Source organism: Marinomonas sp. ef1 (assembly GCF_002806845.1).
Taxonomy (GTDB): Bacteria; Pseudomonadota; Gammaproteobacteria; order Pseudomonadales; family Marinomonadaceae; genus Marinomonas; species Marinomonas polaris.
On record NZ_NHTT01000004.1, the window covers coordinates 24,737 to 37,316 of the forward strand.

Sequence of the window (12,580 nt, forward strand, 5' to 3'; positions counted from 1 at the left end):
ACTCGGAGGAATCCAAAAAGATTGCATTGAACTTTTCATCTTGGATTTATGGAGCTTTATTATGTCTAAACACAATTATCTTACCCACGAACAATTACTTAGCGCACTTTCTCTGCGCGATCTGACTAATCCAAAACATGGCATGCATGCCATGCAGCAACTCATTAGTGAAACGGAAACAGCTGTCGCAGCATTGTGGTCTTGCTATCTACAGCGCATCAACGCTAACCCTATTGTTCCCGTCTATGAAAACTACGACGCGCTAGGCTATCCTGTTGATGGTGCATCAAGAGATATTCGCTACAGCCGCTATGTTTCAGACAGCTTGATGCTACGCACTCAAACGTCAAGTTCTGTGCCTACTTGGTTGAGCAGTTGGCGAAGCCTACGACCGGAGTCCCTTGGAATAATCAGTCACGGTTTGGTTTATCGCCGCGACTGTATTGATCGCTGGCATTGTGCGGAGCCGCATCAGTTGGATATCTGGATCGTCATGCCAAAGGCTCAAGCTGAAGATAAACAGATATTAAGTGAGTCCATTGCGGCGCTGATGAAAACGCTGTTGCCCAATCATGTCGTACAACAATCTAAATCGCCGCATCCTTACACCATCAATGGCATTCAGCTGGACGCTGTTGAAGATCAAGATCTTATTGAAATAGGCGAGTGCGGTAACATAGATCCAGACTTATTAACGAAAAACGGTTGGTCGAGCGATGATTATATTGGCGTCGCCATTGGGTTAGGCTTGGACAGAGTGCTGATGCTGCGTAAAGGCATTCCTGACATTCGGCTGCTTCGAGACCAAGATCCTCGGATCCAACAACAAATGCTCGATTTATCACCTTGGCGACCTGTCTCGCGACAACCTAAAGCCGAACGTGATATTTCGATTGTGGTGAACCGAGACACAGATATGGACATTATTGGCGATCACGTTCGTGTCACTTTGGGAGAACAAGCTTATTGGTTAGAGGAACTTCGATTGTTATCTCGAACGGATTATCAACAATTACCCAGATCAGCTGTAGAACGACTAGGGATGTCCTCCTCACACGTAAATTTACTATTACGAATCAGTTTACGCCATCCAACTAAGAGCATCCCAACAAGCCTAGCAAATGAGTTGCGAAACAAGATTTATTTGTCGCTGAATCAAGGACATAACTACTTAGCAAACTAGCCCAAGAGACAAAAAAATTACAAAATCAAACCACTTTCACACACTTTTTATGTGCGTTAAAGTGGTTTTTTTCTTGCGGTTTTCCATAAAATCGCTACCCTTGCACACTTTTTTAAGCTTCTGCGCGTTTCTTAGAGTGCCTTTTTTACCCAAAAAGCACCTCTAATATTCAACCCACGAACAATAAAACGATAATCCTATCGAATAAAGGGAGTGCCCTACATGGCAGCCATCATAGACTTTTTAAATACTATTTTCTGGGGGTATATCCTCATCTATGGACTACTAGCCGTAGGCGTATATTTCACTTTACGTCTAGGTTTTATTCAGGTCCGTCGTTTTCCGGAATTCATCCGTACTGTTCTTAAAGCCCCACAATCCGATCGTGGCGGTATCTCTCCTTTCCAAGCACTTTGTACTAGCCTCGCTTCTCGTGTAGGAACAGGCAACATGACAGGTGTTGCTGTCGCATTATATTTAGGTGGCCCTGGGGCCATTTTTTGGATGTGGGTGGTAGCAATTATCGGTATGGCAACTGCCTATGCTGAAAGCACCTTGGCTCAGCTCTACAAAATGCGCGATCAAAATGGACAATTACGTGGCGGTCCTGCGTTTTACATCAGTAAAGGCTTAAAAGCGCCTTGGGCCGGCGCGGTATTTTCGCTTGCGCTTATCTTGGCGTTTGGTTTGGTATTCAATGCGGTTCAAGCCAACTCGATTGCAGGCGCAATGGAAGGCGCATTTGGTATCGACACCAGTGTGACCGGCATCGTTATCATGCTGCTAGCGGCGATTGTTATCTTCGGTGGTATCAAGAAAATCGCACGTTTTGCTGAAATCGTTGTGCCATTCATGGCAGTTTTATATCTACTACTAGCCTTGTATGTGATCTTCGCCAATATCTCTGACGTACCAGCGGCATTCGCGTTAATCTTTAAGAGCGCATTTGGTATTGAGCAAGCAGCAGGCGGCGTTTTAGGTGCCATGCTAAACGGTGTCAAACGTGGCTTGTTTTCCAACGAAGCTGGTATGGGTTCTGCGCCAAACATTGCTGCGGTTGCTACGCCAAACCCTCATCACCCAGCATCCCAAGGCATGGTTCAATCATTAGGTGTTTTCATTGATACACTGCTGATTTGTACTGCAACGGCCTTGATGATTCTATTATCTGGTGCATTGGGTAACGGTCAAACAGGCATTGCCTTAACGCAAACGGCGCTAACGACTCACATCGGTAGTGCGGGTCATTACTTTGTTGCTATTGCGATTTTCTTCTTCGCTTTCACCTCCATTATCGGTAACTACAGTTATGCAGAAAATGCGCTAACTTACCTAAAATGGGCCAATAAACCAGGGATTTTCATTCTACGTATCTTAGCGCTTGGCATGATTCCTTGGGGCGCTTATGAAAGTGTGGCGATGGTATTCAATGCGGCTGATGCAGCGATGGGTCTAATGGCAACTATTAACCTGATTGCGATCACAATGCTATCTGGCTTGGTAGTAAAACTCACCAAAGACTATTTCACGCAATTAAAAACTCACACTCCAGTATTCAATTCCGACGACTACCCAGAAGTTCGTGACGATATCGACCTTAGTGTTTGGGACGAAAAACCAAGCAAATAAGTCGTTCCTACTGGTTTCGTTCTTGCTAATTTAATGTAGGCTTAGCCTGATTTTAAAGACAAAAAACCCGCAGCGAAGCGGGTTTTTTATTTCTGGTTTCATGCTTAATAAAGCCTTATCTCAAACGCTACATTTTCACTGCCAACTTATGCGCTAAAGCATGCAAAAATGGCCCTGCGATAAAAGAAATAATACCCGCAGCAGGCCAAGCCAATACCCAAGCTCCCATCCAGAAAGAGACGAAATTTGGATGTAACCCAATATTCAGATACGTAATCCATGCGGACATAAACAACGACAAGGTAAACGACATTAATACGGCAAAAATAATTCTGTGTTTCATGTTTCTCTCCTAATGAACTTACCGTCTTCTCTATAAATAGAGTGCCCCAGACGAAAAGTAAGTAAACGACTCAAACTCTGAATACATACTAGCAAACAACAATATTTGTAAATATACTGATTTTTTAAAAACAAATTTACGAAAATGCAAAATGCTTGATGATCTAAAGATTTTTATTACTGCTGCCAATAAAAATAGTCTGACTGCCGCCGCTCAACATCTTGATATGACTATCGCTACTGTATCTCGCCGTATCAGTGCCCTTGAGCAAAAACTTGGCTGTGAGTTACTACATCGTTCAACAAAAGGACTAACACTCACACCAGTAGGAGAAAGCTACTATCGCGAATGCGCGGAATTCATCGATGCGTTAGATCAGCGAATTTCCAACCTAGACCAAACCCTAAACAGTCTAAAAGGTGATTTGAAAGTACTTGCTCCGGTAAATTTGGGCAGTGGACCTCTAGACGCATTTTGGCAAGATTTTGTTCAACTGTACCCAGACATCGAACTAAACATAGAACTGAGCAACACACTGCAAGACATCAGAGACACCCGCGCCGACATCGCCTTGCGCTCGGGGAATCAACCCAGCTCATCATTGATTCAAAAGAAACTAGGTCACATTGAGCCTATTCTAGTCGCATCGCCTAACATGGCATTCCCACTGCCTAAAACGATAGAAGACTTACAACATGCGCCGAGCATTGCGTCCAACATGTTTGCCGATTGGTTACTGATTAATAATCAAGAAGATCGGCGCCCGTTAAACAAAGAGCACCGGCATATTAGTAATGACATGACAATCACACTCAACCTAGCAAAAGCGGGCGCTGGAATTGCCTTAATTCCCATGAGCATGGTGCATGGCGCCCTTGAAACTGGCGAGCTTATTCGAGTATTGCCTGAATGGCGCGGTCAAAATAGAGAGATTTTTTTAGTCTGGCCTTATCGACGCAGCTTATCAGCCAGAGCAAAGCTCTTGAAAGAGGAGATGACGAAATTTCTTCACCAACAAACTTGGTTTCATCCAAGCCCTTAGCCTAAAAAGGGAACTTTGATTAAACTAACGTACAATAATTTCACACCATTCAATCTCATTTCTTAATACGAAGGACAACCATGGAAAACTTATTCTGGTGGCAATACGCTTTAATCGGCGCCATTTTTATATGGAGCGGCTTTGTTCGCAGTGGCTTAGGATTTGGCGGTGCAGTACTCGCTTTGCCTTTCCTATTATTGGTAAAAAACGATCCGCTGTTATTTTTGCCAATTATTTCCATTCATCTTTTAGTGTTTTCCAGCTGGATTGCATGGCAAGGATCGAGAGCCACCAAACAACAAGCCATACTCGCAGCAGAACGAGGCGAAGCACCGCAAGAAGCGCAAGGCAATATCGCTTGGGGTTATTTAAAAAAAGCCCTCGGCATCATGATAGTGCCGAAACTGATCGGCGTATTTGGTTTATTAACCTTACCGGGCAACATAGTCACTGGCGTGATATTTGTCATTGTTGCTGTCTTTGCTGTGTCTTACATCCTGAATAAACCGTTTTATACCAACAACAAATTCCTCGATACCATCTTTCTTATGCTTGGCGGCTACGTAAGTGGCACTTCCTTAATCGGCGCACCGCTTATCGTCTCCGTCTTCGCCACCAAAGTACCGCGCCATCAACTGCGCGATACCTTGTTCGTGCTCTGGTTTATTCTGGTGATGATAAAAATGGTGTCCTTCCTCATCGCTGGCATCGACCTACAACTCATTCATCAACTTTGGTTACTACCTTGCGCTTTGATTGGTCACGTCTTCGGACAAAAGCTCCACAACCGAATTCAAAAAGCTGAAACACCCGTCTTCTTCCAATTCGTCGGCTGGGCGCTGCTCATCGTCTGCGGATTTGGCTTGTACTCGACGTTCATGCTTTAGTCCGTGGTTTCACTGTTACAAGATCAACTCTCGCTCCGGCGCTAAAGCGCAAACATCCGCGAGATGTTGATCTTGTAACCGCTATATCAGAGTCAATTGCTCAAAAACACTTATGTGCAAATATCCGTGAGATATTGATCTGGTAGCATTTGCTAAATGAATAATCGTGTCGAAATGCTCAAGCGGTTCAAGAGGACGTTGAGGATTCAGACAATTGATCAACCAGATAGACGATGGATTGATACTCGATGCCGCTGTGTTCCGATAAGCCAATCTCGCAAGTACGGCTGTTTGAATAACCCGCTTCGCAGCCGTCTACGGCTTTGGCTAAGGTTTTGAGAGCGCTGGCGTTAAGTTCGGGTGTGGAGAAGCCTTTGTCGCCAGCAAAGCCACAGCAGGTAATATCTGGCGGAATCACCACGTCATCGGCGAGTTGGTGGGCAAGCTGTACGAAGCTGTCGGCGAGACCCATGCGGGTGGTGCTGCAAGTAACATGAAGGGCGATTTTGCCGAGCTTTTCTTTCACCGTTAAATTTGGCATCACATAAGTCGAAACAAAGCCCACTTGCTCATGAAGCTGTAAACAAGGATCAAGGCTTTCCTGCATGCGTAGCAAACAAGGGCTCACATCGCAGACGATTGGGATTCGGCCATTATCGCTCGCCGCCAGCAGTAAGCTATTGAGATCACTGGATTTTTGGTTCGCTGCGTCGAATTGCCCTTTGGACTGAAACGCCATACCACAGCATTGGCTATCGATATTATCAGGTACAGTTACTTTATAGCCTGCTTTTTTCAATACAGAAAACATCACTGTCATAACAGAGCGTTTATCTTCTGCATTTGGCCCCGCGCCCATGACACGAGTCGCGCAGCTGGGGAAGTAAATCACTTCCTTTTGAACGTCATCACTTTGCATATCATTACCTTGCATAACGGCAATCGACTTCAAAGACGAAGCAGCGCTGGGCATTTGTTTATGCCACTTTGGCACAGCACCTTGGGAAGCTTTGTTCATCACTGAAGTGACGGTTGTCATGCCTGAATCACCAATAATACGACGCGCACCGTTGGCAAGGCTCAGTCCCACTTTCGCCGTTTTGGTAACACCTTCAAAATGATCAGCAATCCAATAACCGACTTTGCTATCTGGATGACGATTGTGGCGAAGTTCGCGGGTTAAATCACCCGTATTGATACCAACCGGACACTGCATCGAGCACAAACCACAACCAGCGCAGGTATCAACGCCTTGATAATCATAATCTTTTTTCAGTTCAGCAAGACGCAGCGGATCTGTGCCCATTGTGGTCAACCGCTGAATCTCGCGCCAAATCACTATGCGTTGGCGAGGCGTTAACGTAATGGATTTTGATGGACAAGACGGTTCACAGAAACCACATTCAATACAGGTATCAACTTTGTCATTGGCTTTCGGCAAAGGCTTGAGGTTCTGTACATGTAAATTGGCATTGTGCGACAAAATTACATCTGGGTTCAGCAAGCTTTGCGGGTCAAACGCGCGTTTGATTTCCCACATAATGTCGTAGGCTTCTTTGCCCCATTCCAGCTCCACATAAGGCGCCATGTTACGGCCGGTGCCGTGTTCTGCTTTCAACGAGCCTTTGTATTTCACCGCGACTAATTGCGCGACTTCGTCCATCAGTTGCTCGTAGCGTTTCACTTCTTTCGGGTCGTCAAAGCCTTGCGTAAAGACAAAGTGTAAGTTGCCTTCTAAGGCGTGACCAAACAAAATCGCTTCGCGGTAGCCATGTTTTTGAAACACACCTTGTAGCTCCAAAACGCCTTCGGCGAGCTGTTCGACAGGGAAGGCCACGTCTTCGATGATCACCGTGGTGCCAACAGGACGAACAGCACCAACGGCAGGGAACAAGCCTTTGCGAATCTTCCAATAGGAATCGTAGATGACTTTGTCTTGGGTAAATTCAATCGGGTTCAGTGTTGCTTGGCCGCTTAACGCTTGTTTCACCAAGGCCAAATTGGCTTCTAATTCTTCAGCATTGGCGGCGCGTACATCGACCAATAAACCCGCCGCTTGTGAGCCAAGGGACGACAAAATCTCTGGCATACCCGGTTTGCCTTCCACCGCACGCAAGCCAGCACGATCAATCAATTCCACGGCAGAAACAGGCGAGCTTTTTAGAGAGGTAACCGCTCGGCAGGTGACTTCCATATCATCAAAGAAGATCATCGCCGCGGCTTTAATAGGATGATCAACCACGGTTTCATAGGTAACTTCGCTGATAAAACCCAAAGTTCCTTCAGAGCCGATCATCAAATGCAGCAAGATATCAAACGGATCTTGGTAATCGGTTAGGCTGTTTAAACTGTACCCTGTGGTGTTTTTTAAACGATATTTGTGTCTAATTCTTTCTGCTAATTCGCTATTAGCTTGAACGCTTTTAGACAAACGAACAAGCGTATCAAGCAAGTCTGCATGACGATTACCAAACGCCAATCGGCTGGCTTCATCGGCGGTATCCAATAAAGCACCATCAGCGAAAATCAGACGAGCACTTTGAATCGTATGATAGCTGTTTTGTGCGGTGCCACAGCACATGCCGCTGGCGTTGTTCGCTGCGATGCCGCCAATCATACAAGCATTGATGGACGCTGGATCTGGGCCGATTTTGCGCTGAAAGGGCGCTAGCAGCTGATTGGCTCGCGCACCGATAATACCTGGCTGAAGTGAAATATGATGGCCATGTTCGTGAACTCGATGCCCTTTCCAGTTATCGGATAATTGCATCAAGATGGAATCGGTTACTGCCTGCCCTGACAAACTCGTACCCGCTGCGCGAAAAGTCACTGGTAAATTGCGCTTTCTGGCTTCTTTCAGCACTAACTGCACTTCCGCTTCATTATCGACTCGCACGACTAATTGCGGAATCAAGCGGTAAAAACTCGCATCCGTGCCATACGCCAAGGTACGAAGTGGATCACGAATCAATCGCGTCTCATCAATCGCGCCAGTTTTGGCGTCTTTCAAAGCAAAATATAGATCGAGATATTGAGCGGCTTTATCAGCAAGTGAGTCAGTGTTCATAGAAGCTTCCACGGCGGTAGCCTTTTTATTGTTAAAGAGTATAGGTATTGAACATTAATGCTAGACAAATTGGTAAGACCAATTTACCTTTTGAATATAAGGCACAGTAAGAATTCAAAGAAACTTTGTCAACTGATAGTTTAGTCGATATTTCGTGAATTTTAGCGACAATATCAATTGGTTTTACCACTTTTTAACTTATACACAGCGATGTCGAAAGCTATCTTTAAAGAATACATTTTTAGGAAAAGTCATGGAATCCAATCACTTTGGTCGCGTTAAACAACCGAAAATTTCCGACATCATCATGAAAGAGCTCGAAAGCATGATTTTAGAAGGCAGTTTTACGGCGGGGCAAAAGCTGCCACCAGAAAGGGAATTGGCAGCGCGTTTTGAAGTATCTCGTCCTTCGTTGCGAGAAGCCATTCAAAAACTGATCGCGCGCGGTGTATTATTCAGTCGTCATGGCGGTGGCACTTATGTGTCGGAACAGCTAGGCAGCTCGTTTGCCGATCCGCTGCAAGATTTGCTCAGTTCCCACGATGAGTTCTTATACGATCAATTGGAGTTTCGCGATGCGCTAGAAAGTCTCGCCGCGTATTACGCTGCTTTGCGCAGTACCGACGCCGATAAAACCAAGCTCACACAATGCTTTAATCAACTGGTAGAGGCCAATCAAAACAAAGCCTTCGCCTTAGAAGCAAAATTAGATGTGGAGTTTCACATGATCATAGCTGAAGCAGCACACAACGTAGTCTTACTTCACACACTTCGCAGCCTGCACGCCATGTTGGCGAAAAGCATTTCGAGTAACCTTAGGAATCTATTTGAGAAGCAAGCCGCTCGTCAGCGCGTGATGGAACAGCACTCCAATCTTTATCAAGCCATCATGGCTGGCGACGCCGAAGCCGCTCGCACGGCGGCGCATACACATTTGGTGTTTGTGGAAGACAATTTATTGAAAATGCGTCAAGAGGAAACACGGATACAACGCTCGCTACGCAGAAACGAGCATCAGAATCCGCTTTAAACAATCTTTGGGTATTCCAGTGATTATTATTTTTCTGTACTCTCCAAATCCGTGCTGTCCAGATCTGTAATGTCCAAAGCATCACTCAATGCGGTTTTCATCACCTCGATAGAAGGCGTTTTTCCTGTCCAGTATTCGAAAGCGATTGCGCCTTGCTGGACGAGCATACCCAAGCCATTTACCGTCGTGCAGCCTTTAGTTTTAGCGGTTTGAATCAATCGCGTTTCAGGTGGATTAAAAATACCATCTGCAACTACCATGCTAGATTTAATCGAATCTGTGTCTATATCTAGCTCTGCATCCACATTGGGATATAAGCCAATAGAGGTCACATTGATTACCAAATCAGTATCGGCAGGAATCTGATATTGCTTTGTCCAAGCATGGTATTCCGCGCCAGCCGACGTGTTATCGGCAACCAGTTTGGAAAGCTCTTCGCCACGCTCTTGATTACGATTCACAATGGTTATGTGCGCCACTCCAGCCAAAGCTAATTCAACCGCAACCGCTCGTGCCGCACCACCTGCGCCAAACAGCACAACGCGCTTTTTGGTTAGCTCTAAACTGGATTTAACGGATTCGACAAAACCACGGCCATCGGTATTTTCACCAATAAGCTTACCATCACGATTCACCACGGTATTGACTGCCCCAATGATTCGAGCCGACTCGCCTAAGTCATCAAGGTGTGAAATAACAGACACTTTATGAGGAATTGAGCAGTTAAAACCGCACCAGTTCATAGCTTTCGCACCTAATACGGCGTTTGCAAGATCATTAGGTTGGATTTCGCAATTGATGTAACGCCAATCCAGACCCAAATCTCGATACGCAGCTTCCATCATCACGCCAGTAGGGTTTTCTAACGCTGGCGTGGCAAAAGAACCGGTTAACTCGCTTAAGAAATTCTTCGACATATTGAATTCTCTCCATGTTTGGTGGCTTTAAAAAAGAGCACGTCATTCATGGTAACAAACCCAGTCGCCAGAAAAATTTCAATTGTTAACAGAAGTCTTTACACAAAGTAATAGGCTTTATGAATTCGCGAACCAAACGCCTTTTTTCATGTTTTGCAGATAACACCAATAAAGCGTGATCGCTCTGGCGATAAACAGCATGGCTTGGCTAAACCATAAACCATGGTTGCCAAGATCTTGAGTGATGAACCAAACAGGGAAGAACACGCCGACCACGCAAATGATCATGGTATTTTGCATTTGTTTTACACTGGTTGTGCCGATGAAAATACCATCCAACATAAAAGACCAAATACCCAACAGCGGGAAGAATATCAGCCAAGGTAGGTACAGAGCCGCGTCATCGCGAACGCTTTGTACGTTTGTTAATAACGCTATGATTTGATTACCAAAAAGCCAAAATATCAGCATCAACATAACCGCTGCAAACAGCGCCCAATAGGTAGAAAGCTGAATGACCTTCTTAAAGTTCGCTTTGTCTTTGCGGCCATAGTATTCGCCACACAAAGCTTCTACTGAAAAGGCAAAACCATCCAAGGCGTTAGAAATAATCATCAAGAAAGTTAGCAACACAGCGTTGGCAGCAAGAATAGAATCACCTTGGCGCGCGCCTTGAGCGGTAAAAAACAACATAACCAATAGCAAAAGAATCGTACGCACAAACAGATAGCGATTCACTTTGACCAAAGCCATGTATTCACGCCATTTTGCCAACACGCTTAACGGCACATGACCAGAGAAACCTTTCAATTTATGCCAAGCCAAAACACCGGCGACAGTCACGCCAATATAATGAGCAAACACGGTCGCCCACGCCACACCATCACTCGCCATACCCAAACCATAAACCGCAAAATAATCCAGAATCATATTGGCGACATTGATCACCAACAGCATCCACAGCGGCCCTTTGGAATATTGCACGCCAAAGAACCAACCCATTAAGGCATAACCTGCTAACACAGCTGGCGCACTGAAAATCCGCGCTTCACAATACAAACGCGCCCAAGGTTCCACTTCAGCACTTGGCTCCATCAAGGAGATCGCCAAATCGATCAAGGGCGCTCGGAATAGAATCAGCATTAGCCCGATAAACACGCCCATCAAAATCGATTGCAAAAGCAGCTCACGAACACGTCTTTCGTCACCTTGTCCAAGCGCTTGTGCAGTCAATCCGGTTGAGCCCATGCGCAAAAAACCAAACGCCCAAAACAGAAAGCTAAAAATACTCGCGCCAATCGCTACAGCAGCAAGATGTGTCGCCGTTCCCAAGTGTCCAACTACAGCGGTATCAACTAAACCAAGCAAAGGAGTGGTGATGTTCGAAATCATCGGCGGCCACGCCATGCGCCAAATTTTTTGATTCAATACAGCATTTGCACGATACGAGCAAAAAATAGAACTGGGGGATAACTTTGACACACGAGTCTCACTTGTGGGTATTTCAAATTCTGTGGATAAAAATCAATCAAAAACGGAAAATAGGAACACGCTGATCTGTGGAAAATAATAGCAGTTATTCACAATTTGGGGCAGTTTTTAATGGCTTTGTGCAATAATTGGTCATATTAGGGTAGTTGTTAAGTATGGTTCTCGTTTAACTCTCACTTACCCACAAAAATAGGAAGAATAAATTCGATAAAATTCAATGTTTCTAATATTGGATAAGTGATGCTTTTTTCCACAATCCTGCTCACATCGTCGTGGAAATTTGCTAGACTCGCGTTTAATTTTTATCGTTCGGAGAACTTTTATGCCCAAGAAACTCAAGCCCTTTATCGAAGGTTTAGCCGTCGGGTGTGTCTTCATCAGTATCACTATGTTGTTTCAAATTCCGCTTTACATGAGTTTCATTATTGGCGCATTGGCGGCATTAGGCGGCTATCGCAACTCGATCAAAATGGACAAAGAAAAAGTTGCTAAAAAACAGCAAAACCAACCAAAAGATGTCGAATAAAATGACTCCTTCTAACCCGCCCATTTATGGCGAAGGCGATGTCACCTTACAAGCCGTCGGCGGATTAACTGGCTTGCAAAATTTGGTCGAAGCCTTCTATCGCATTATGAAAAACACACCAGAGTTTCGACCACTGTTTGACATGCATCCTAGCGATATTGAACTAACCATCGACAAGTTGGTGTCTTTTTTATCTGGCTGGATGGGTGGCGAGAAGTTGTTCTCGAAAAAATATGGGCCAATCAGCTTGCCTCAAGCCCACGCACACTTAATTGTCACCGAAAAAGAAAAAGCCATGTGGCTAAACTGCATGGCGGCAGCATTGGACGAATTAGCCTATTCAGAAGAATTGAAAGCTTATTTACTACCTCAGCTCGCTTTTCCTGCTGAACGGATTCGACAAGTAAGTGCGGCTAAACACGGTGAATCGGTTTAAACGAAACACAATGACATTCCAAATTCGAA

11 protein-coding genes are annotated in these 12,580 nt (G+C 45.1%); 7 read left to right on the plus strand and 4 right to left on the minus strand.

Annotation, left to right across the window (positions count from 1 at the left end; translation table 11 throughout):
• The first annotated feature begins 61 nt into the window (after positions 1 to 61).
• A complete protein-coding gene (srmL, locus tag CCS02_RS06710) occupies positions 62 to 1,183 on the plus strand; it encodes a PheS-related mystery ligase SrmL (RefSeq protein ID WP_100636178.1) in 1,122 nt (373 codons plus the stop codon).
• A gap of 222 nt (positions 1,184 to 1,405) precedes the next feature.
• A complete protein-coding gene (locus tag CCS02_RS06715; RefSeq protein WP_100636179.1) occupies positions 1,406 to 2,812 on the plus strand; it encodes an alanine/glycine:cation symporter family protein in 1,407 nt (468 codons plus the stop codon).
• A 127-nt stretch (positions 2,813 to 2,939) separates the two neighbouring features.
• Here the strand turns inward: CCS02_RS06715 and CCS02_RS06720 are convergent, their stop codons facing one another.
• Positions 2,940 to 3,155: a DUF2798 domain-containing protein gene (locus CCS02_RS06720; protein ID WP_100186252.1), complete on the minus strand. Its 216-nt coding sequence runs from the start codon at positions 3,153 to 3,155 to the stop codon at positions 2,940 to 2,942.
• A 151-nt stretch (positions 3,156 to 3,306) separates the two neighbouring features.
• On the opposite strand from CCS02_RS06720, the gene CCS02_RS06725 reads away from it, so the two are divergent.
• Positions 3,307 to 4,197, plus strand: a complete 891-nt coding sequence (locus CCS02_RS06725; protein ID WP_011977917.1) for a LysR family transcriptional regulator — start codon at positions 3,307 to 3,309, stop codon at positions 4,195 to 4,197.
• Between the two features lie 80 nt (positions 4,198 to 4,277).
• A complete protein-coding gene (locus tag CCS02_RS06730; RefSeq protein WP_011977916.1) occupies positions 4,278 to 5,084 on the plus strand; it encodes a sulfite exporter TauE/SafE family protein in 807 nt (268 codons plus the stop codon).
• 187 nt (positions 5,085 to 5,271) lie between these two features.
• Here the strand turns inward: CCS02_RS06730 and CCS02_RS06735 are convergent, their stop codons facing one another.
• Positions 5,272 to 8,151 (minus strand): FAD-binding and (Fe-S)-binding domain-containing protein, encoded by a 2,880-nt coding sequence (locus CCS02_RS06735; protein ID WP_100636180.1) that lies wholly within the window; start codon positions 8,149 to 8,151, stop codon positions 5,272 to 5,274.
• 253 nt (positions 8,152 to 8,404) lie between these two features.
• On the opposite strand from CCS02_RS06735, the gene CCS02_RS06740 reads away from it, so the two are divergent.
• Complete coding sequence (locus tag CCS02_RS06740) at positions 8,405 to 9,181, plus strand: FCD domain-containing protein (RefSeq protein ID WP_072838684.1); 777 nt, start codon at positions 8,405 to 8,407, stop codon at positions 9,179 to 9,181.
• 26 nt (positions 9,182 to 9,207) lie between these two features.
• Here CCS02_RS06740 and aroE read toward each other — a convergent pair whose 3' ends face one another.
• Positions 9,208 to 10,098: a shikimate dehydrogenase gene (gene aroE / locus CCS02_RS06745; protein WP_072838685.1), complete on the minus strand. Its 891-nt coding sequence runs from the start codon at positions 10,096 to 10,098 to the stop codon at positions 9,208 to 9,210.
• 117 nt (positions 10,099 to 10,215) lie between these two features.
• Positions 10,216 to 11,505, minus strand: coding sequence for an MATE family efflux transporter (locus CCS02_RS06750; protein WP_100636290.1), 1,290 nt, complete (start codon positions 11,503 to 11,505; stop codon positions 10,216 to 10,218).
• Positions 11,506 to 11,911: 406 nt separating this feature from the next.
• Between CCS02_RS06750 and CCS02_RS06755 the strand changes: the two genes are divergently transcribed.
• Both CCS02_RS06755 and CCS02_RS06760 read left to right on the plus strand, forming a co-directional pair.
• On the plus strand, positions 11,912 to 12,115 hold the full coding sequence (locus CCS02_RS06755) for a hypothetical protein (protein ID WP_072838686.1): 204 nt from the start codon (positions 11,912 to 11,914) through the stop codon (positions 12,113 to 12,115).
• A gap of 1 nt (position 12,116) precedes the next feature.
• Positions 12,117 to 12,551, plus strand: a complete 435-nt coding sequence (locus tag CCS02_RS06760) for a group II truncated hemoglobin (protein WP_100636181.1) — start codon at positions 12,117 to 12,119, stop codon at positions 12,549 to 12,551.
• Positions 12,552 to 12,580 lie beyond the last annotated feature (29 nt).

Excerpts from the sequence above, each read along its gene's own strand:
- srmL (WP_100636178.1), top strand. The coding sequence starts at position 62 with ATGTCTAAACACAATTATCTTACCCACGAACAATTACTTAGCGCACTT.
- CCS02_RS06755 (WP_072838686.1), top strand. The coding sequence starts at position 11,912 with ATGCCCAAGAAACTCAAGCCCTTTATCGAAGGTTTAGCCGTCGGGTGT.
- CCS02_RS06730 (WP_011977916.1), top strand. The coding sequence starts at position 4,278 with ATGGAAAACTTATTCTGGTGGCAATACGCTTTAATCGGCGCCATTTTT.
- CCS02_RS06720 (WP_100186252.1), bottom strand. The coding sequence starts at position 3,155 with ATGAAACACAGAATTATTTTTGCCGTATTAATGTCGTTTACCTTGTCG.
- CCS02_RS06715 (WP_100636179.1), top strand. The coding sequence starts at position 1,406 with ATGGCAGCCATCATAGACTTTTTAAATACTATTTTCTGGGGGTATATC.
- CCS02_RS06760 (WP_100636181.1), top strand. The coding sequence starts at position 12,117 with ATGACTCCTTCTAACCCGCCCATTTATGGCGAAGGCGATGTCACCTTA.
- CCS02_RS06750 (WP_100636290.1), bottom strand. The coding sequence starts at position 11,505 with ATGGCGTGGCCGCCGATGATTTCGAACATCACCACTCCTTTGCTTGGT.
- aroE (WP_072838685.1), bottom strand. The coding sequence starts at position 10,098 with ATGTCGAAGAATTTCTTAAGCGAGTTAACCGGTTCTTTTGCCACGCCA.
- CCS02_RS06740 (WP_072838684.1), top strand. The coding sequence starts at position 8,405 with ATGGAATCCAATCACTTTGGTCGCGTTAAACAACCGAAAATTTCCGAC.
- CCS02_RS06725 (WP_011977917.1), top strand. The coding sequence starts at position 3,307 with ATGCTTGATGATCTAAAGATTTTTATTACTGCTGCCAATAAAAATAGT.
- CCS02_RS06735 (WP_100636180.1), bottom strand. The coding sequence starts at position 8,151 with ATGAACACTGACTCACTTGCTGATAAAGCCGCTCAATATCTCGATCTA.